Origin of the sequence: Acinetobacter sp. ANC 3781 (genome assembly GCF_004331285.1) — a bacterium.
Lineage (GTDB): Bacteria > Pseudomonadota > Gammaproteobacteria > Pseudomonadales > Moraxellaceae > Acinetobacter.
Genome location: NZ_SJOH01000005.1, coordinates 100,994 through 122,180, shown reverse-complemented (window position 1 = coordinate 122,180; position 21,187 = coordinate 100,994). Strand labels below are relative to the sequence as shown.

The following is a 21,187-nucleotide window of genomic DNA, read 5'->3' as shown; positions in this document are numbered from 1 at the left end:
GCATCCTTTTTTAGAGCTAACATGCGTTAAAGCAAATTAAGCTGCAGATTTTTTAAACCAAGAGAAGAAACCTTTTTTCTCAGCTTTTACTTCAGCTTTAGCAGCATCTGCTTTTTCAGCAGTCACTTCTTTTACTTCAGCAGTTTTTTCAACAGTCGCGTCTTTTGCTTCAGTTACTTGAGCAGCAGTTGCATCTTTCACTTCAGCAGTTTTTTCTACTACAGCATCTTTTGCTTCAGTTGCTTTAGCAACAGTCGCATCTTTAGCTGCTACAGTGTTTGCCACTGCAGCATCTTTAGTCGCTACGGTTTTAGCTACAGCAGCGTCTTTAACTGTTGTTGCAGTTGGGGTGGTTTCTGCTTTTACTTGTGCTTTTAATGCAGCAATTTTAGCAGTGGGAGTTGCTTCTACAGTGGTAGTCGCCATAGCAGAAGTGGTTACAGTAACTAAAGCAATCGCCATCGTCGTTTTAATCGTATTCATAGTCATCACTCTATAGAAAATGTTTTGAAAATAATGCGTTGTGAATACTATTCCTTCTGTGGATTCGTTTGGTTACAGGAGACTTGGCAATTGTTTTGGTTGCGTGATTATTCAACCAAAATTACAAAGTGATAACATGATGTTGCGGATGGGTTACATTGCTTTTGAGTGTTTAGTTTTATCTCGGTTTGATGATATAAAAATTGATATTTTCTGATGAGTGTAATGATTAAATTTTCTTGGTTTTTTTCCGGCAAAACTATTATGCAGTTGAATAAAAGCATCTCATCTTTTCAAACATCATAGCTTTGCAATAAGACTGTCATTTGTTATTCAAACTCTGTTGCTAGATTAAAACGGTCGCAAAGATCACAACATGAAATCTAGGCAGGTGAGTCATGAAAACCCTACATGTTTTTGATGATATTCAGCATCTATACAGTGAGTTTGTTGAAAATAAAAAATATCCGAAACTGGAAAGCCTGAACAATTGGAGCAAGAGCCGGTCTTTCTTCAACCAGTATTTCCAGCTGATTGAAGGCTGGCATCATACTGAACAGATTGTGATTCAGTTCAATCAGCAATATTTCAGTCTGGACACAGGCAATTCGCCTGATTTTATGGACCGAGAAAAATATATGGCGTGGTTACGCGAACAACTGGTGTAGTAAAACTGGAGTTTTATTGCTTCTCTTTTTTAAAAACCGTCAAACCGTCCGTACCGGACGGTTTTTTTATAGGGGGGAGCTGGCTTGTATGTATGCAATACGATCGGTTTATTTCAATTTGCTGTTAAACGGCATATGCTAAAAATCTAGTCAACTGATTGATTTCAGACCGACAATTGATGCTTTGGAGCGCAGTCTTTTATGGAACAGCTTATTTGTTATAAAGAACTTCCTGTCTGGACACAGCAGGGTATTCCGCAAGGTTTTAAAAATCAGCACAATACCAAAGTTGGTACCTGGGCAAAACTGACCGTATTAAGGGGTGAGTTGCATTTTGCGATACTGGATGAGTCGGGTGCTGTACAGTCTGAGCATGTATTTACCCCAGAGCAGCAGCCTCCATTTATTGAGCCACAGGCCTGGCATAAGATTGGTTCTGCCAGTGATGATATGCAATGTCAGTTACGGTTTTACTGTCTGCCACAGGATTACTTCAGCAAAAAATATCAGCTGACCGCTACCCATTCCGAAGTACTGGCAGCCATGCCTTATTTACACGGTGGCCACGCTTTGGATGTGGGCTGTGGTTCAGGTCGTAATGCCCTGTATTTAAGTCAACACGGCTTTAAGGTTGATGCCTGGGATGTCAACGAAAACAGTTTGCAGACCTTAAGACAGATTGTGCAGACGGAGCAGATTGATCAGTTACAGATACAGCGCCGCGATCTCAACACGGATGCAAGCATTCCAGGGCAATATGAATTTATCTACTGTACCGTGGTGATGATGTTTCTGGAGGCGAAAACTATTCCATCGCTCATTACACAGATGCAGCAGGCGACCGTGTCTGGTGGCTATAACCTGATTGTCTGTGCGATGGACACGGCCGATCTTCCGGCACAGCCTGATTTTCCATTTGCCTTTCAGCCAGGGGAGCTAAGTGCTTATTACGAAGGCTGGAAAATTGTGAAATACAATGAAAATGTTGGTGAGTTGCATCGCGTGGATGAGCAGGGAAATCGGATTAAACAGCATTTTGTGACTTTGTTGGCGCAAAAGTCTGAAGCATAGTGTTCTAAATTCAGCAAGTTAAAAAAAGATTTTTTCAACTTGCTGAACTGTATTTTTAAAACTTAAAGCATGGAATTTGCTACTAATTAACTTTTACTTCAAATAAAGGATTTAATATAGTATCGGCTTGAACAGTATGATTTTTAATGGAATAAATATTACCTTTAAGCAAATCATATTTATTCCATTCAAATGCTTGTTTATCCAAATCTAAAAGACGAACAGAATATTGTTGCCCTTCTCTTGGCATATAGGCAGTCACGATTCCAGCACCTGCACCCATCGTTGCAAGTGTTACGCCTACACTTAAAGCACCAAATGCAAATTTAGAACCCAAAGACGCATTTAATCCATCCACTGAAACAACAAAAATATAATTTGATTTTGACCAATTTTTTAGTGTGTTGATGGTTCTATCATCTAGCTGAGGTATGTCTAAGGTTGTCTTTTGCTTTTGCACCATCTTTAGCTGTACTGCATCAAATTTCGCAATATATTGATTTAAAACTAGAACAGCTGCCCTTTGCTCATCGGTCATATTAATATTATTTTGATTTAACAGAGGATAGGTATTAATCAGTGTTCTTTTAGATTTTGTATCTGCTTGAAACTCATATTTTTTAAGTTGTTCTTCTGGTATTGTTCCACAAATGAATGGTACGGCAGAAGCGCTGACGGTCACATTATGTTGGTTTAACTGTTGTGTAAATGCTTGAATGAATTTCTCAGCAGTGAGTTTAGAAGGCTCATTGAGTACTAAATCTTTCCCCAATTCATTGGTTAAAAGGCATGAATTGACTAAAATTGAAACAGGTTTTGCTTGAATTGCAGCTTGTGTTTTATTTAATTGTTGGCGCGCTTCTGGTGAAATTTTTGTCGTAGCACAACCAGTAAATACCAAACTAGCAATAAGGGGTAATACAATTTTTTTCATAAGTGCTCTTATTTAATTTTGATGAATTTGCTTGATCATTATGTATAAGTAATATTAAAAATTTAATAATTTTTTTTATTTAAATGAATATATTTCATAATTTTATTTTTAAAAATAGATAAAAGAAACCCCGCAATAAGCGAGGTTTCTTTTATCTCAATATTTAATTAAGAATTAAACACGTTCAATAATCGTTGCGATCCCTTGACCAAGACCGATACACATCGTCGCAAGACCGATTTGTGTATCTTGTTGCTCCATCACATTAAGTAATGTCGTCGTGATACGCGCACCAGAACAACCTAGTGGGTGACCAAGCGCAATCGCACCACCGTTCAAGTTCACACGGTCTTGCTGGTCATAAATGCCTAAGCCTTTAAGAACAGATAAACCTTGTGCAGCAAACGCTTCATTCAATTCAAACGTTTGAATATCAGCAATTGACAACCCAGCACGTTTCAACGCTTTTTGCGTTGCAGGAACTGGACCATGACCCATGATTGCTGCGTCACAACCTGCAACCGCCATAGAGCGAATGACAGCACGTGGCTTAAGACCTAAAGCTTGAGCACGTTCAGCAGACATCAATAACATTGCAGAAGCACCATCAGATAACGCTGAAGATGTAGCAGCAGTGACCGTACCGCCTTTCGGGTCGAACACAGGACGTAAACCGGCAAATGTTTCAATATTTGCATCAGGACGAATCACTTCGTCGATATCACACAAAATTTTGAAACCGTTTTGGTCATGACCTTCAACACCAATGATTTCGTTTTTGAAACGACCTTCTTGCGTTGCAGCCCAAGCGCGGCGGTGAGATTCCACACCAAACGCATCTTGTTCTTCACGCGTAATGCCGTTCATACGACCCAACATTTCAGCGGTTAAGCCCATCATGTTAGATGCTTTAGCATAATGCTTAGATGCTTCAGGGTTTAGGTCGATGCCGTGCATCATGCCGACGTGACCCATGTGCTCTACACCACCAATAATGAAAATATCACCTTGGTTGGTTGCAATTTGTGCCGCCGCAGTATGAATAGACTGCATAGATGAACCACAAAGACGGTTAACAGTTTGACCTGCAACAGTTTTTGGAAGATCAGCAAGCAATGCGATGTTACGCGCAATGTTCATACCTTGTTCTAGGGTCTGGTTTACACAGCCCCAGATCACATCTTCAACTTCGTTTACATCAAACTGGTTACGAGCAACCAAGGCACGAACTAATTCAGCAGATAAGCTGTCAGCACGTACATTGCGGAACATACCGTTTTTGGTTTTACCCATTGCTGAACGTACGCCATCAACGATGACAACGTCACGTGGATTTAAAGTAGCCATTCACGTTGCTCCTTAACCGTAGAATTTTTTGTTGTTAGCAGCCATGTCACGCAACATTTGTGGCGCTTCATAAGCTTTACCTAAGTGTGCATACTTGTCGCAAAGCGCAACGTATTCAGCAACACCTGTTTGGTCGATGTAACGGCATGGACCGCCACGGAATGGAGGGAAACCTACACCCATGATCATCGCCATGTCTGCTTCTGAGGCAGTCGCGACAATGTTGTCTTCCAGGCAACGAACTGTTTCGTTACAGAAAGCCAGCATCATACGGTCAATGATTTCTTGCGCGTCAAATTCACGTTTTTCGCCAGTCACTACAGATGCAATCAGATCATATGCTGTAGGATCAACTTTTTTCGCTTTCTTGCCTTTACGGTCTAACTCGTATTTGTAGAAACCAACGTCATTCTTTTGACCTAGACGTTTATTTTCATACATGGTTTGAATCGAACCTTTGAAGTCCGGTTTCATACGGTCAGGGAAGCCTTCAGCCATGACTTCTGCACCATGAACGCCCGTGTCAATACCGACAACGTCCATCAAGTAAGCAGGACCCATTGGCCAGCCGAAGCGTTCCATCACTTTATCGATTTGCTGGAAGTCAGCGCCGTCTTTAAGCAACAGGTCGAATGCACCGAAGTAAGGGAACAATACACGGTTAACCAAGAAGCCTGGGCAGTCGTTCACTACGATTGGTGTTTTACCCATTTTCTGAGCAAGAACTACAGTCGTTGCAATCGCTTCATCAGATGTCTTCGCACCGCGAATCACTTCAACCAAAGGCATCATGTGAACCGGGTTAAAGAAGTGCATACCGACAAAGTTTTCAGGACGTTGCAGGTTTTCAGCCAAACGAGTGATTGAAATGGTTGAAGTATTTGAAGCAATAATCGTGTTTTCACGAACATTCTTCTCAGTTTCAGCCAATACAATGCCTTTTACTTTTGGATTTTCAGTCACCGCTTCAATCACGATGTCCACTTCTTTAAACTCGTCATAGCTTAAAGTAGGGCGGATGCGCGCAAGAGTTTCACCCATTTTTGCAGGGGTCATTTTCTTACGTTCAACTTGTTTGGTCAGTAAGCCATTTGCTTCTTTCATACCCAAAGCAAGTTGCGGATTACCAATATCTTTCATAATGATTGGTGTGCCTTTGCTTGCCGCTTGGTAAGCAATACCACCACCCATGATACCCGCGCCGAGAACAGCCGCTTGGTTGACTGGGTGCGCGCCTTTTTCATAGCGCTTCGAGGTTTTTTTCACAATTTGATCGTTGATGAATAAACCAATCAACGCACCTGCTTGAGGCGTAATTGCAGCTTTAGCGAAACCTTCCGCTTCAATTTTTAATGCTTCGTTACGTGGAAGGCTTGCACCCGCTTGTAAAGAATCAAGAAGAAGTTTTGGCGCAGGATATTGCGCAGGATTTGCTTTGGCTAAAACCATCCCTTTAGATGAGTTAAACGCCATCATCTGTTCGATTGGGCTGAGTTTAACTGGATCTAGTTTTTCCTGACGTTTGATTTTCCAGTCAAGGCGACCAGCAATGGCTTGTTTCACCAGGTCAATTGCAGCTGCTTGAAGTTTGTCCGCAGCAACCACCGCATCAACCGCACCGTCTTTCAGTGCTGCATCAGGGCGTTTAGGATTCGCCATCGCCATCCATTCAACGGCGTTATCGATACCAATCACACGGCTTAAACGAACTGTACCACCGAAGCCGGGGAAAATACCGAGTTTGATTTCAGGCAGGCCCACTTGAGCTGCTTCTGACATGATACGGTAGTCACAGACCAAGCACATCTCAAAACCACCGCCCAATGCCATACCATTGATTGCAGCAACTTTAGGAACATCTAAATCTTCAAAGCTGTTGAAAATTTCGTGAACAGGCATCGCCCAATCCACAATTGCTTTTTCGCCTTGAGCAAAGTTATCACCAAATTCAGTGATGTCTGCACCTACGATAAATGTTGATTTACCAGAGGTAACGATTAAACCTTTAACGTCGCTATTGGCTTTAACAGCCTCAATCGCCGCTTTAAAGTCTTCAATCGTTGCACGGTTAAATTTGTTGACCGACTCACCTTGTAAGTCAAAGCGGAATTCTGCAATTCCGTCCGAAAGCATTTGGACGGTAATGGCATTGCCAGCGTGGATCATGCCTGATCTCCTTTATTTTGGAGGACTTATTAAGTTGATGTTTTGAAGCATGTACGCATTTCCCGCGTACATCGAGCTTCGCTAATCTTACGATAACTATATCCAAAAAGAACATAACAAGTTGTATCAAGCAGTGACGCAAGGGTCATCAATTTTTTTTGAATAAACCCTTGTAGTGGTCAGCTTTACTTTTACTCTGCTTTGTAAAAATGTAATGAACTTTTTGTTTAAATTAAGATTTTTTAATCATTTTGTGGCTATTTATATCGGGGGTAAGTTGTGGATTTCAAGTTTTTTATGGACTTGTTTTGGTCAAAAAAGTCAATTGAGCCAATTTTTTAACTCGATGACGTCATCATTGCTGCACAGTTTTAAGCTGAAGATGGTCAATCGGCAGAACTGAGGCGTATTTCATTTGAATAAAAAAGGACGCATTTGCAGTCAAATATGCTGCCGAATGTTTGACTGCAACGATGATTATTGAGGTGGTTGTCTGGAGGATGATTAAGCTAAATGTTTAGCTGATTATTTAAAGAGTTATTCCGGCTGAATTGTCAATTGCCCACCATCAAAATCCACGGTGAGCTGAGTTTTTTCCGGATAATTTAAAAAGTAAATCGCCAGAATCGGTTCCAGTTCAGTCCGCATTTTACGAGCCAAATGGCGTGCGCCAAAACGGATATCATGATTTTTGTAGAAGTGAGCTTTGGCTGCATCACTTAAAACCACAGCACGCTTTTGATGCTGTAATCGCTGATTGAGTTTTTCCAGTTCAATCTCGACCAACTTGGGCAAGGCATCATCCTGAACCGCCTGATAATGCAAAGTACGATCAATGCGGTTTAAAAATTCAGGGTCGAATTTTTTAAACATCACTTTTTCAATAATGGTTTTGGTCGGTATTTTTTTAAGGCAAATGTCCTGCATTTTTTTGGGCAAAAAATTCAGTTTATCCAGGTATTGCTGCGCAGCTTGAGCGCCGACATTACTGGTCATAAAGATCATGCAGTTACGGAAATCAATGGTTTTTGTGCCTGAGGTTAATGTCAGTTTTCCGGTATCCAGTATATTCATTAAACCGCGAATTACTTCAGTGGAAGCCTTCTCCAATTCATCAAACAATACAATCCCGGGGCGGGTATGTGAACCGGCAATCGCTGTTTCATCAAACAGGCTATGACCTTCTTTCGAGCCAACGTAGCCTGGAGGTGCACCGGTAATGGCTGCGGCATAATGTTCTTGCGCCAACGTATTCATGTCAATCCGGCAAAAAGCATCCGGGCGGCCATAAATCGCCTCGCTAATTAAACGTACAGTTTCAGTTTTGCCGACCCCGGTTGGACCAAGCATGAGCATTACCGAGATAGGGCGTTCCGGACTGGAAAAATCTGCCTTGACCACATGCAGCATTTTTTCGATTTCTTTTAATGCGGCCTCCTGTCCGATAATTCGGGTATGCAGGAGTTGCATGACCTGTTGAGGTTCAAAATGAAAACGGGGTTTGCCAATCAATTTATCTTTTTCAGATGTGCTATGCGTTGCAGTTACCGGCTTAACGATATGCATGGCATGATTGTGGTTCGTCATTCAGTTTGATCCAAATTTTTCAGATGACTTGAGCATAGCAAAATAAGCATGAGTCACTTATAGCTTTTAGCAATTAAATGATTGTTAGAACTTTGTTTGATGAGAGGAGAAAATAGCGAATTGGCTTGAAAATGGCGTGAAAACCATCACATCATGTAGCAAAGCAAAGATTATTCTGAATAAGGCTGAATGTGAACGAAAACGCACGTGACAATATTGAAAAGATTTTAGCCCATATGACGACTTTGCCCGGCGTTTACCGGATGCTGGGTAAAGACGGTGAACTGCTGTATGTTGGCAAAGCCAAGAATCTAAAAAACCGTGTGTCGAGCTACTTCGTTAAAACCATCGAGCATCCGAAAACACAGGCGCTGGTGGCCCGGATTTATAATATCGAAACGCTGGTGGTACGTTCGGAAACCGAAGCCTTATTGCTGGAACAGAACCTCATTAAACTGCATCGTCCGCCGTACAACATCATGTTGCGCGATGATAAATCCTACGTCTATATTTTTGTTTCCAGTGACAAGCCTTATCCGCGCATTGCAGCAGGACGCGGCAAAGGCAAGCATCAGGTCGGTAAGTTTTTTGGACCTTATCCAAGTGCCTATAATGCCCGGGATACTTTGGTGGTGCTGCAAAAACTGTTTAATGTGCGCCAGTGTGAAAACAGCTATTTTGCCCAGCGTAAACGTCCGTGTTTGCAATATCAGATCAAGCGCTGTACCGCCCCTTGTGTTGGTCTCATTTCGCCTGAAGATTATCAGGAAGATGTTAAAAATTCGATTCGCTTTTTACAGGGCGATACCAAAGAGCTGAATCAGGAACTGATTGCCAAAATGGAAGCGGCGGCAGAAGCTTTGGAATTTGAAAAAGCGGTATTTTACCGTGACCGTATGGCGCTGTTGCGTGACGTGCAATCACAGCAGGCGATTTATAAACTCAAAGGTGAAGCCGATATTCTGGCGATTGCCTATCATGCCGGGGTGACCTGTGTGCAGATTATGCATGTACGCAATGGCAAGATGCTTGGTGGGAAAAGCTATTTCCCGGATATGCTGGGCGATGATCTGGGGCAAATGCTGTCGGACTTCATGGCGAACTTTTATTTTCAGGTCGCAGATGAAGTACCTGTCGAGCTGATTATAAATACCGAATTACCCGATCGCAAAGAACTGGAACAGGCGCTGCAACAGGAATTTAGCAAGAAAGTTCAGATTAAGTCCAATGTTCGGGAAACTCGTGCCGAGTGGTTAGAGCTGGCCAATATGAATGTGCAACATGCCATTAAAGGGCAGTTGGCCAATCATTTTGAACTGAATGAACGTTTCCATCAGCTGGAACAAGTGGTCGGTCGTCCGATTGACCGGATTGAATGTTTTGATATCTCGCATACCATGGGTGAAGCCACGATTGCTTCCTGTGTGGTGTTTGATTCGGGCGGTGCACGCAAACGTGATTATCGCCAGTTTGCCATTGATGATATTACCGGTGGGGATGACTATGCGGCCATGCGCCAAGCGTTGACGCGGCGTTATAAAAAAGCCATGTTGCCGGATTTATTGCTGATTGATGGTGGTAAAGGCCAATTACATATGGCGATGCAAGTGATGCAAGATCTGGGACTGGAAGCCTTTATGGTCGGAGTATCCAAAGGCGAGGGGCGTAAACCCGGTCTGGAAACCTTACATTTTACTGATGGTACTAAAATTCAGTTGCCTGAAGACCATAAAGCGCTGCATTTGATTCAGCAGGTACGAGATGAAGCACATCGTTTTGCTATTACCAAGCACCGTGCTAAACGTGATAAACGTCGTGGTGGTTCGGTACTGGAAGTGATTCCGGGTCTTGGTCCGAAACGCCGCCGTGATTTGCTGACCCATTTTGGTGGCATTCAGGGTGTACTCAAAGCCTCGGAAAATGACTTGAAGCTGGTTCCGGGTTTGGGTGATGTCATGGCTCGAACAATTTATAAGGTACTGCATGAATAAATATAGACCGATTGGCCGAAGTGCTCACTGACGCTGCAGTCATTGATCATTCACAACACTTCAAAATAAGTAAAAGATAGAGCAAATCAACAACTTCAAAGGACAAAGGATGTCACTGCATCAATTATTTACCGACATTGAACAAAATGAATGGGTTGATATGCCACAGGGATGGTTACAAGGCCGCACCATTTATGGGGGCTTGGTTGCAGGGATGATGATGCAAAAAGCAGTGGTGGCAATTGCTGATCCCTTAAAACGTTTATTAAGCACCAGTGTGACTTTTGTTGGTCCCGTACAGCAGGCACCCGTTCAATTAAGTGCTGAAATCTTGCGTCAAGGCAAGTCTGTGACAACGGTTGAAGTACGGCTCTGGCAGGATGAGGCGGTGCAAAGTATTTTGATTGCCAGTTTTGGTACCCAGCGTGAGTCGGCAATTTCGGTACAACAGGAACGCGTTGCACCAGTATTTCCAGCACCTGAGCAATTAAACGTTGCACAGCATCATCCTCTAGCACCTGAATGTTTTGGACAGATGGACTTGGTCTGGGTGGATGGGCAGTATCCATGTAGCGGCAGTATGAAACCTGATTTTAGTGGCTGGATGCGTTTTAATCCGGATCTACATGAGAACCGGGAAATGACAGTGGCTGATTTGATGGTGGCATTTGATATGTGGCCTCCCGGTGTTTTGCCCATGTTTAACAGCATGGCACCCGCCAGTTCACTGACCTGGCATGTGACTTATGTTCACCCTTTGAATAATTATCTGCAGGATTGGTTTAAATATAAAGTATTTACCGATTATGCGGCAGAAGGGTATTCCACTGAATATGCCCATCTTTGGGATGCCGAGAATCGACTGATTGCGATTTCCAGACAGACAGTTACCGTGTTTGCCTAGTGACACTTTATAGCAATTCGTATAAAGTGAGTCTGAATTAACGATGAATCCATCCCAAAATATGTGTGGTTTTTCATTGTACATACAGGGGAAAAATTGGCGGTGTCTATGACTACAGGTCGCATCCTGAATATTCCAAATATCTTGACTTTGGCGCGTATAGCTTTAATACCTGTTTTTTTGTTGGTGGCTTATTGGCCGCCTGCAGTTGGTGTTGCAGAACACGACACTAACATGACTCGTCACATTATTTTAACGGCGATTTTTGTGGTTGCTGCAGTAACTGACTGGTTCGATGGTTATTTGGCACGTTCACTGAACCAAACTTCAGCTTTCGGTCGTTTTCTTGACCCTGTAGCCGATAAGCTGATGGTTGCAGCTGCACTGATTGTTTTGGTGCAATGGCAACCGAGTATTTCCATGGCATTTGCAGCGATTGTGATTATTTCGCGCGAAATTACCGTATCTGCTTTACGTGAGTGGATGGCGGAATTGGGTGCACGTACCAATGTGGCAGTATCTACCGTCGGTAAATATAAGACGGCGTTTCAAATGATTGCAATTTCCGTGTTTTTACTGAACTGGCAACTACTGGATACCTTAGCTTATCTTTTACTTTATACCGCGGTGATTCTAACGTTGTGGTCCATGTTCATTTATTTGAAAGCCGCATGGCCGTATTTGAAACAGCCTTAAATTTAATAAATAACCAAAACACCCGTTTCAGGGTGTTTTTTTTGGTTTTGATTTTTTTGTTGAAAAATTTACGCACAAAAAAAATCCTAGATTTTGGGGGAAACCTAGGATTGAAATCGGGTATCGTTATATCTTTTATAAGATGTTTAACCATCTTCTTGAAACTGATTATAGGAGAATCAATTTTATGAATCATGTAGGTTATTGTATTGTAATGTAGATTTTTATTGAGAAATGTAGTTTTGGTTTACAGTTATTTCGAGATGTAAAAAATATATTGAGACTAAACTTTTAATGCTAGCAGCTCAGTTAGCGTGCTAAAAATAAAACCCGGTATCAATCATGGATTTTAATCATGATATACCCTGCTAAACAGGGGCTTGTAGTGCAAAAAAATAAGAGCGCGTAAAAAAAAAGAAATTATTAATAAAAAAGGGGGGCCACGTATTAAAGCCTACACACCTTCACTGTTTGTCTTGATTAAAAAGAAAGCAGTGCCCTAGTTTTCACTCGAAGCATAGCTTCTCGTCTTCTTGCAGAATATATTCCTCAGGGTCGAGCAGTGCTCTATTAAAAGTAAAAAAAAGCCTTTAAAAGACTCCTTGATGACATTTGAAACTATACGCTTCGCTTGTCTTTACGTAAAATTTAAAGCAGTTTAAAAAACAAATCTCCAATAATGAAGATTTCTTTTTCAGATGAGAACTTGCGCGAGCAAAGCTTCTTACCTTGCGTAATTTTCAAAGCAACGCTTTAATTTTACCACTTTAAGCATAGCTTCTCGTTTTGCAGCCTGGCGAAACAGTGCTTCCAGAAATAAAAAAGGAGCCTTTTAAAAGACTCCTTTATGCCACTTGAAACTATGCGCTTCACTTGTCTTGCATATAAAATAAGGCAGCGCCTTATTTTTCTTCAGGCTTTAGGCCTTCAGCTTTTTCGAGTGACTCATCGTTACTAAAGAATTTTTCACGTTGCTCTTCCAGAAATTTTTTCGCATCCGGTTCAAACACGTTTAAACGCTTTTCATTGATCAAGGTTGTTTGGTGTTTAAGCCATTCTTGCCATGCCTGTTTAGACACGCTGTCAAACAATTCTTGACCTTTTACACCTGGGAAGGGTGCAAAATCTAAACCTTCCATGTCAGCCTGATACTTACGGCAAAATACTTGTCGAGACATATCATTATTCCTTAAGCGTAAAGTTTTTCTAAACGTGTATAGGCACGTGCAATTGCAGCTTCAACTTGAGCTGGTGCAGTACCGCCAATATGGTTACGTGCATTCACCGATGCTTCAAGTGTTAATGCTTTTTCAAATACGTCAGCCTGAATCAAATCAGAGAACTGTTGTAGCTGTTCAAGCGTCAATTCAGACAAATCTTTCGATTCTTGAACACCGAGCGCAACGGCTTTACCGACAATTTCATGTGCATCACGGAACGCAACGCCATTTTTCACCAAATAATCGGCAAGATCGGTTGCGGTTGAGAAACCGCGTAGTGCAGCTTCACGCATAATTTCGATGTTTGGAACCAATGCAGGAATCATGTCGGCAAATGCCATTAATGAGCCACGAACGGTATCAATCGCATCAAATAATGGTTCTTTGTCTTCTTGGTTGTCTTTGTTGTACGCTAAAGGTTGACCTTTCATGAGGGTTAAAAGACTCATTAAGTCCCCATAAACACGTCCGGTTTTACCACGAATCAATTCAGGAACATCCGGGTTCTTCTTCTGCGGCATAATTGAAGAGCCGGTGCAGAAACGGTCTGGAATGTTCACAAATTTGAACTGAGCAGAAGTCCAAAGAATCATTTCTTCAGACATACGTGATAAATGCATCATGATTAAAGATGCAGCAGCATTGAATTCAATACCAAAGTCACGGTCAGACACGGCATCTAACGAGTTTTCACACACTGCTTCAAAACCTAAAAGCTGTGCTGTGTATTCACGCTCGATTGGATAGGTTGTACCGGCCAAAGCAGCAGAACCTAATGGTAGGCGATTGACACGTTTACGACAGTCAATCAGACGTTCAGAGTCACGCACCAGCATTTCAAACCAGGCCATTAAGTGGTGACCGAAAGTCACGGGCTGGGCAGTTTGTAAGTGAGTGAACCCAGGCATAATGGTTTGGGTGTTTTTAGCAGCTAAGCCCAAAATACCTTTTTGTAATTTTTCCAGTAATTTTAAAATCGCATCAATTTCGTCACGTACATATAAGCGAATATCAGTTGCGACCTGGTCGTTACGGCTACGACCGGTATGTAGTTTTTTACCTGTAATACCAATACGCTGAGTCAGGCGAGACTCAATGTTCATGTGGACATCTTCCAGATCAACGCGCCATTCAAAGTTACCCGATTCAATATCCGCTTGAATAGCAGTTAAGCCGGTGATGATATCGTCACGTTCTTGCTCGGTAAGTACGCCAACCTTTGCAAGCATGGTTGCATGGGCGATAGAACCTGCAATATCTTGTTTATAAAAGCGTTGGTCAAATTGTACAGATGCTGTAAATTCAGCAACAAAAGCGTCCGTCGCTTCAGAGAAACGACCGCCCCACATACCCGAAGTTTGGGTTTGTGACGGATTTGAGGAATTAGAAGATGTGGTCATGTCGGCTCAATAGGATAAAAAGCATTAGAACTAAAAAGAGTATAACAAATTCAGGTTCACTTGCCGAAGGACAAGACGACCAATCTTTTGCTCATACGCAAGGAAATAAAACATATGCTTATTTTTTTACGAAAATAGGGCGTTGGCAACATTTAATCGAATTATTTATTGCCAGCAATATTTTGGCGATGATTTTAGCTTTAGCCGAAGCACAATCTTGGGCGGCCTTAAGTGTAGGGCGTTTATTGCAGTATATGTTGTTCATTAACTGGGTGTTGCTGGCTTTTGCAGCATTGCTGGAACTGTTTCAGAAAAAAATTCAGCATTTAAGTTTTGGCCAAGTCTTATGTGTCAGCTTCGTTCTGTTGCAAATGATTGTTTTATTGACCACCGTGGTACTAAATGGGGTGATTTATTTTGGACAAAATTTTCAAATTCATCATTTAAATCTTGCTGTGTTATTCGATGGTGTGGTGTTACATCTGAGCTATGGCGTGCTGATCGGGACATTTTGTTTCCGTTATCTGTATTTTCGAGAGCAATGGGCACGTCAGCAAAATAGCGAACTGAATGCACGAATTCAGGCGATGCAGGCACGAATTCATCCACATTTTCTGTTTAACAGTTTAAATACGGTAATCAGTTTAATTACCATTGATCCGGATAAAGCAGAGCAAATGTTACTGAATTTATCACGGCTATTTCGTGCGAGTTTTAAAGAACTTAAACTGGTTCGCCTAAAAGATGAAATTGAATTATGTCAGCATTATTTAGCGATTGAGCAGATCCGTTTGGGTGATCGTTTACGCGTAGAGTGGAAATATGACGATGAAGTTCTCTTTTCTCAGATACAAATTCCGTTATTAACTTTACAACCTTTAGTGGAAAATAGTATTTTTCATGGAGTTGAAAAATTTTTAACAAAGAGTACGATAAGCATATTGGTTGAAATATTGCAAAATCAAGTCAATATAGTCATTACTAACCCTTATACACAGGATAAAATAAATATACGACCAGGAAATGGTATTGCAGTCGAAAATGTGAAACAGCGTCTAGAGGCTTATTATGGACGGACTGTGAGCTTTCAGACATACGCGGGAAAGGGAATATTTACCACAGTTGTGCAATATCGATATAAATAAAAAATCAGAGTTAACCTATAAAAAAAATCATGGTAACTGTGAAAGGAGGAAAAATGGACATCCTGATTTGTGATGATGAGCCTCTTGCTGTAGAGCGCTTATCACGTTTAGTCACACAACTGGGACATCAAGTGGTTGCAACCGCAACCCATGGTCAGCAGGCGATTGAGATGGTTCAGTTTTATGAGCCAGATGTCGTGCTTTTAGATATTCAAATGCCGGAAATGGATGGTTTAAGCTGTGCGCAGTATTTGCGTCAGCTAGAGCCTATGCCCGCTATTATTTTTTGTACAGCCTATGATGAACATGCTTTAGAGGCATTTAAGTCGCATGCAGAAGGCTATCTATTGAAACCGGTGATGCAGCAGGAATTGCAACAGGTTTTAGATCACTTAACAAAACTGACTCAAGCACAAATGAGCACTTTAAAACAAAAAGAAGATATGAACGAAATCAATATAAAACGCCATCAAATTGTGGCAAAAACCTACCGCGGGGTAGAGTTGGTGCCTGTGGAAAATATTTATTATTTTTTAGCAGATCAAAAATATGTCACGGTACGCCATAAAAATGGCAGTGTACTGATTGATGAAACCTTGAAAGACCTGGAAAATGAATTTGGCGATCAATTTGTCCGAATTCATCGTAATGCTCTGGTTTCTGTACATTTTCTGGATGGACTCGAAGTTATTAGTTCCGGGCAATATCAGGTGCGTTGTCGTGAATTGGAGGAACGCCTGGCAGTCAGCCGGCGCCATTTACCCAATTTAAGAGAACGAATACAAAAAATTTAAATCTGCCTTCATGGTTTTAGTGACAACAACTGTGCGAATGTACTTGCATTTTCAAGTCAGCGCGTTAAGTTTAGAATAACGCCCTTAATTGACTGTTTCTAAAATTTATGAAGATTTTGAAGATTGCAACTCGACAAAGCCCGCTTGCATTATGGCAGGCTGAACATATTCGTGCCCGTTTAGAGGCATTGCATACTGATCTTAAAGTTGAGTTGGTGACCTTCGTCACTCAGGGTGACAAAATTCTGGATACGCCTTTGGCAAAAATTGGTGGTAAAGGTTTATTTGTTAAAGAGTTAGAAGCGGCATTACTGGATGGTCGTGCAGACTTGGCGGTTCATTCGATGAAAGATGTTCCTATGGCGCTGCCTGAAGGTTTGAGCTTGCCGGTGATTTGTGAACGTGAAGATCCGCTGGATGCTTTTGTATCGAATACTTATCACTGTTTTGATGAATTACCGCAAGGTGCAAAAGTGGGGACATCCAGCCTGCGCCGTAAAACCCAGATTTTAAAACAACGTCCGGATTTAAATATTATTGATTTGCGTGGAAATGTTGGCACGCGTTTATCTAAACTTGATTCAGGTTTATACGATGCGATTATTTTGGCAAGTGCGGGTTTAAAACGCTTGGGTTTGGCGGAGCGTATTCGTCATAATCTGTCTCCTGAAATCAGTTTGCCTGCAGTTGGACAGGGGGCACTCGGCTTGGAATGCCGTACCACAGATCAGGTTGTACTGGATCTTATTTTACCGCTTTTACATATTGAAACTGATGTGTGCGTTCGCGCAGAACGTGCTTTCAATGCGTATTTGGAGGGCGGTTGCCAAGTGCCGATTGCAGGATATGCCACTTTAAACCAAGGGCAACTCCATATGGAGGGACGTGTGGGGAGTGTGGATGGTGTGACACTATTAAAAGTTAAACTCAGTGGGGCGCCAGAACAGGCTGAACAGTTAGGAGTGAGTCTCGCACAGAAGTTGCTGGAACAAGGTGCAGGCGATTTGCTTAAAGCGCTTTATTAACATGTTGTTTATTAATACCCGTCCTCAAGATCGTGCAGAAAAATTGAGTCATACCTTGCGTATGGCTTATATACCTGTTTTGGATTTGCCCTTACTGGAATTGCTGGCTCGACCTTGGTCAGAGCCATTGTCTAAGTTGTATCCGCAATTACTTTCTGCGCAGGTGATTGTAGTGGTGAGTCCAACTGCGGTTCAAGTGGGGATGGATTACTTAAAACAGGCAGGGATTAGTCTTGATAAACTTCAGCATATCCAGTGGATTGCAGTAGGTGAAACAACGGCGCAAGCTTTATCGAACTATGGTATTGCTGCTGAAGTTCCTTTGGTTGAAACATCGGAAGGGATGTTACAACTTCCAATACTTAAAAGTATGAATGCTGGAACGTGTATTGCTTTTTGGCGAGGGGAAGGTGGCCGTCCATTTATGATGGAACAGTTAAAACAGCAAGGCATGCATATTCTAAATTTTATTTTATATGAGCGTCGCTGCCCGTTACTTACTTTACAGAACCTTCCAGATATATTGCCATTATTAGAACGAGAACAACAATATGCTATGGTGGTGAGCAGTGAAGCGGGCTGGCTAAACTGGATTAAGTTAATGCAGGGTCAAGATGCGATTATTGCAAAAGGCTATTATTTTGTTTTGGGCGAGCGCTTGTATCAAGTTGTTTCAGATTATAAAAAAAATCAACAGACATGTTTTAATATCGCCCGATTACCTGATTTAAAAACAGATTCAATTTTGCAGCAGCTTGTTGTTGTGCAAGGGAACACATGAAGAAAATTCTCATTTTATTACTTATTTTAAGTTTACTCTGGATTATAAAATTAAGTTATGACGTATTTAATGTCTCTGCACAACAAACAGAATTAATCAGCAGTTTGCATCGTATTGAACAAAACAATGCAAATTTAAATGATCAACTGGTGGCTTTACAGCGTCAGGTAAAAGTTGAAGCTGGGACAGTAGCGCAAGGTGTTCAAGCAGAGCATGATTTAAAAGCCATTGAAGCATCAAATATTGATCCGGTTGTGGTGATTAAACAGCAGTTAGATTTGATTGAATTTATGCTGAAACAGCAAAAACTGAATGAAGCCCTAGATAAGTTAATGAATTTGGACCGCAATTTAGAGCAATATACTTTAGCACCTTCCTTGAAGCAGAGTTTACATCAAGTGATTGCGAAAGATCAGCAGGTGATTCAGCAGTTTGCAAGTGACCGCGTGGCACAGCAAACAAAAGTAGATGGATTAATACACCAGCTAGATCAAGCTTTAACTCAAGAAATAAATATACCTAAATTAAGTTCAGGCCAACCACAAACTAAACATTTTTGGCAGCGCTGGCTGGTTATTGAACCAGCGAAACAACCTGCTGTGGCTTTAATGCAACGTCCGCTAATCTTAAAGGAAGCGCAACTGAGATTATTATTGGCACATCAGGCATTACAGCAAGGTCAATATTTAGAATACCAAGAATCGCTAACTGAAATTATCCAATTGTTACATCAAATACCGGATGAGAAATCACGCCAACTGATTCAGAATATCCAAAAAATAAAAGGATTTACTGTTATTCCGACGCCAATTTTAAATACGCGTGCATTATTGGGGTGATGGATTAATGAAACAGATTTTACTTGCCTATGCTTTTATCAGCCTGATTATAATCGCCAGCCTGAGTGTTTTAAGCTACGGTTATGGCGCAGGTTATGTTTATTTATACTGGCGTGAATGGCAAATTCAAACCAATATCTGGGTCATTTTTATTTTCCTCGCCAGTCTGAGTTTAATCATTCAATTGTTGTGGTTGCTAATCAAGCGCTATTTAAAAAGACAACAAAGAAAGCTGGAAACTGTTTTTAATTTTAAAAATTTGCATCCTTATGAACAGTTGGCTGTAGTGTGGTTATTAGAAGCAGCGCAAGACCAGCATGAATTTATTCAAGGGGTATTTTCGCAATCGGGTTTATTAAAAGGCATTATTGGTTCGAGATTGTATTTGATGCAGCAGCAATACCCACAAGCGCTCGCAATATTAAATCAAAGCAATGCCATGGCATTTGAGTTGGCTGAAATACAACGAATTGAAATTTATCTGGCTCAAAATGATGGAGAGCAAGCCTTAACCCATCTTGAGTTCTTAAATCAGCATGAACTTTCGCCGTGGTTAAATGATGTAAAAGGTGCCTATAATTTACGCTTGACTGCCCTATGGGGAGAGTTTGCCATTCAATTTCCATGGATGTATTTACGTTCGACTAAATATGGTCATTTAGGAACCGAAAACAAACAGGAGTGGTTGCAACAGTTATTGCTCGGCTTTGATCAAGCGCACGTTGAGGATTTACAAAATTTACAACAACGTTATTTAGACTTGCAAGATCAAATTTATAGTCGCAATTATGAGATAAAAACTTTATGGTTAAAGTTGTTGTCTCGTATGCCAGAAATGAGTCAGCAACATGAAGACTTGGCATTGCATTTATTAGATGAACAATTTAATAAAGATGTTTTTTATTTATGGTTCCAGCAGCAGTTATTGAAACAAAACCCTGATTATTTAAAGGTTGAGCAAAGAATTGACTATTGGGAAAATAAATATCTTTCTTTGCCGGTGTTTAGCTTTGCAAAATGGTATATATATGAGGCAACAGCCCGTAATGCTGAAGCCGAAAAATTATTGGAATTACATCCAGATAATGTGATGATGAATTATTTAAGAATTAAATCTACTTTAAAAGGTCAGGACAATTTAATTAAACAGTTAAATTTAATATTTGAAAATAATGCAAATTTTGTTGAAATAAAAATATGAGGTCAATTCAATGTTAACCCTATCAGATTATCCTGTTATTTATGAACAGTCAGTTGCTTGGGGAGACATGGATGCTTTCGGGCACGTAAATAACGTCATGTATTATCGTTATATCGAAAGTGCACGTATTCGTTATATGGATGAATTAAGTATTTTTCAACAGGATATTTATACGGTGGTTGCATCAAATCAGTGTAAATATATTCGTCCGGTATTTTATCCAGACCAGCTTAAAATAGGGGTGCGTGTTGAGGAAGTTCGCAATAGTGCATTTCGTATGAGTTATTTGTTATGGAGTGAGACACAGCAAACTGTAGTTGCATTGGCTGAAGCGGTCATCGTTTGTGTAAATAAAGACTCAATGCTTAAAACAGAAATTCCTGAAATTATTCGTCATAAAATTACTGAAATTGAATTAAGCGTGAATCATTTAATTTAAAAATTATTTAAAGCAAACATTCTATGAAACTCTAGAAATGTATAATCTATTTTAAAGATCGTTGTTATCTAAAAATTTATATTGAATGTTTTAGATAATAAAAATATTATGATCGAGTTTTAAATAAATAAAATATAAAATCTATTTAGGAGTTATTATGATGCCAGATATTAGTAATTTATCTGTTGAACAGTTAAAACGTTTACAAGTTGAAGCGGAAGCATTAATTGCTTCTAAAAAAGATCAAGCGGTTGAAGATGCTTATCAGCAAATTTTAGATATTGCAGAGAATGTAGGTTTATCAATTGAACAAATTTTAGAATTCGGTGCAACGAAACGTAAAAAAAGCACTCGTAAATCTGTTGAGCCTCGTTACCGTAGTAAACAGAACCCCTCTGATACCTGGACGGGTCGCGGTAAACAACCACGCTGGTTAGTTGCTGAACTGGAAAGTGGTGCGAAACTGGAAGACTTCCTCATCTAATTTTAAAATTCA

At 40.8% G+C, this 21,187-nt stretch carries 20 protein-coding genes; 13 read left to right on the top strand and 7 right to left on the bottom strand.

Annotated features, from left to right (window positions below):
* Nucleotides 1–36: 36 nt before the first annotated feature.
* A complete protein-coding gene (locus tag E0H89_RS05450; protein WP_131215208.1) occupies nt 37–483 on the bottom strand; it encodes a hypothetical protein in 447 nt (148 codons plus the stop codon).
* A gap of 398 nt (nt 484–881) precedes the next feature.
* On the opposite strand from E0H89_RS05450, the gene E0H89_RS05445 reads away from it, so the two are divergent.
* Nucleotides 882–1,151 carry a hypothetical protein gene (locus E0H89_RS05445; RefSeq protein ID WP_131215206.1) on the top strand — a complete coding sequence of 90 codons (270 nt, stop codon included), beginning with the start codon at nt 882–884 and terminating at the stop codon, nt 1,149–1,151.
* Nucleotides 1,152–1,352: 201 nt separating this feature from the next.
* Nucleotides 1,353–2,222, top strand: coding sequence for an SAM-dependent methyltransferase TehB (gene tehB / locus E0H89_RS05440; protein ID WP_131215204.1), 870 nt, complete (start codon nt 1,353–1,355; stop codon nt 2,220–2,222).
* Nucleotides 2,223–2,304: 82 nt separating this feature from the next.
* Here the strand turns inward: tehB and E0H89_RS05435 are convergent, their stop codons facing one another.
* The 4 genes from E0H89_RS05435 to E0H89_RS05420 all read right to left on the bottom strand — a co-directional run bounded on the left by E0H89_RS05435 (nt 2,305) and on the right by E0H89_RS05420 (nt 8,256).
* Nucleotides 2,305–3,156, bottom strand: coding sequence for a hypothetical protein (locus tag E0H89_RS05435; protein WP_131215202.1), 852 nt, complete (start codon nt 3,154–3,156; stop codon nt 2,305–2,307).
* Nucleotides 3,157–3,330: 174 nt separating this feature from the next.
* Nucleotides 3,331–4,503 (bottom strand): acetyl-CoA C-acyltransferase FadA, encoded by a 1,173-nt coding sequence (gene fadA, locus E0H89_RS05430; protein WP_131215200.1) that lies wholly within the window; start codon nt 4,501–4,503, stop codon nt 3,331–3,333.
* Nucleotides 4,504–4,515: 12 nt separating this feature from the next.
* On the bottom strand, nt 4,516–6,669 hold the full coding sequence (gene fadB, locus E0H89_RS05425; RefSeq protein ID WP_131215198.1) for a fatty acid oxidation complex subunit alpha FadB: 2,154 nt from the start codon (nt 6,667–6,669) through the stop codon (nt 4,516–4,518).
* A 537-nt stretch (nt 6,670–7,206) separates the two neighbouring features.
* Nucleotides 7,207–8,256, bottom strand: a complete 1,050-nt coding sequence (locus E0H89_RS05420) for an AAA family ATPase (RefSeq protein ID WP_131215196.1) — start codon at nt 8,254–8,256, stop codon at nt 7,207–7,209.
* A 191-nt stretch (nt 8,257–8,447) separates the two neighbouring features.
* Between E0H89_RS05420 and uvrC the strand changes: the two genes are divergently transcribed.
* The 3 genes from uvrC (at nt 8,448) to pgsA (ending at nt 11,847) form a co-directional block, all read left to right on the top strand.
* The gene (gene uvrC / locus E0H89_RS05415) at nt 8,448–10,247 is read left to right on the top strand and encodes an excinuclease ABC subunit UvrC (protein WP_131215194.1); all 1,800 of its coding nucleotides are present in this window, start codon (nt 8,448–8,450) and stop codon (nt 10,245–10,247) included.
* A gap of 109 nt (nt 10,248–10,356) precedes the next feature.
* Complete coding sequence (locus tag E0H89_RS05410) at nt 10,357–11,151, top strand: thioesterase family protein (protein ID WP_131215192.1); 795 nt, start codon at nt 10,357–10,359, stop codon at nt 11,149–11,151.
* 108 nt (nt 11,152–11,259) lie between these two features.
* Nucleotides 11,260–11,847 carry a CDP-diacylglycerol--glycerol-3-phosphate 3-phosphatidyltransferase gene (gene pgsA / locus E0H89_RS05405; protein WP_131215191.1) on the top strand — a complete coding sequence of 196 codons (588 nt, stop codon included), beginning with the start codon at nt 11,260–11,262 and terminating at the stop codon, nt 11,845–11,847.
* 902 nt (nt 11,848–12,749) lie between these two features.
* Here the strand turns inward: pgsA and E0H89_RS05400 are convergent.
* Both E0H89_RS05400 and argH read right to left on the bottom strand, forming a co-directional pair.
* Nucleotides 12,750–13,025: an oxidative damage protection protein gene (locus tag E0H89_RS05400; RefSeq protein ID WP_131215189.1), complete on the bottom strand. Its 276-nt coding sequence runs from the start codon at nt 13,023–13,025 to the stop codon at nt 12,750–12,752.
* An 11-nt stretch (nt 13,026–13,036) separates the two neighbouring features.
* Nucleotides 13,037–14,467, bottom strand: a complete 1,431-nt coding sequence (argH, locus tag E0H89_RS05395; RefSeq protein WP_131215188.1) for an argininosuccinate lyase — start codon at nt 14,465–14,467, stop codon at nt 13,037–13,039.
* Between argH and E0H89_RS05390 the strand changes: the two genes are divergently transcribed.
* The 8 genes from E0H89_RS05390 (at nt 14,458) to E0H89_RS05355 (ending at nt 21,175) form a co-directional block, all read left to right on the top strand.
* The gene (locus tag E0H89_RS05390) at nt 14,458–15,612 is read left to right on the top strand and encodes a sensor histidine kinase (RefSeq protein ID WP_131215186.1); all 1,155 of its coding nucleotides are present in this window, start codon (nt 14,458–14,460) and stop codon (nt 15,610–15,612) included. The two genes, argH and E0H89_RS05390, sit on opposite strands and share 10 nt — an antisense overlap.
* 53 nt (nt 15,613–15,665) lie before the next feature.
* Complete coding sequence (locus E0H89_RS05385; protein WP_131215185.1) at nt 15,666–16,406, top strand: LytR/AlgR family response regulator transcription factor; 741 nt, start codon at nt 15,666–15,668, stop codon at nt 16,404–16,406.
* A gap of 107 nt (nt 16,407–16,513) precedes the next feature.
* Complete coding sequence (gene hemC / locus E0H89_RS05380) at nt 16,514–17,431, top strand: hydroxymethylbilane synthase (protein WP_131215183.1); 918 nt, start codon at nt 16,514–16,516, stop codon at nt 17,429–17,431.
* A 1-nt stretch (nt 17,432) separates the two neighbouring features.
* The gene (locus E0H89_RS05375; RefSeq protein ID WP_131215181.1) at nt 17,433–18,212 is read left to right on the top strand and encodes a uroporphyrinogen-III synthase; all 780 of its coding nucleotides are present in this window, start codon (nt 17,433–17,435) and stop codon (nt 18,210–18,212) included.
* Entirely contained in the window at nt 18,209–19,051 is an 843-nt protein-coding gene (locus E0H89_RS05370; RefSeq protein ID WP_131215179.1) for a hypothetical protein, read from the top strand. The genes E0H89_RS05375 and E0H89_RS05370 overlap by 4 nt, the downstream gene beginning before the upstream one ends.
* Nucleotides 19,052–19,058: 7 nt before the next feature.
* The gene (locus E0H89_RS05365) at nt 19,059–20,252 is read left to right on the top strand and encodes a heme biosynthesis protein HemY (protein ID WP_131215177.1); all 1,194 of its coding nucleotides are present in this window, start codon (nt 19,059–19,061) and stop codon (nt 20,250–20,252) included.
* Between the two features lie 10 nt (nt 20,253–20,262).
* Complete coding sequence (locus E0H89_RS05360) at nt 20,263–20,691, top strand: acyl-CoA thioesterase (RefSeq protein WP_131215175.1); 429 nt, start codon at nt 20,263–20,265, stop codon at nt 20,689–20,691.
* Between the two features lie 157 nt (nt 20,692–20,848).
* Nucleotides 20,849–21,175: an H-NS histone family protein gene (locus tag E0H89_RS05355; RefSeq protein ID WP_131215173.1), complete on the top strand. Its 327-nt coding sequence runs from the start codon at nt 20,849–20,851 to the stop codon at nt 21,173–21,175.
* Nucleotides 21,176–21,187 lie beyond the last annotated feature (12 nt).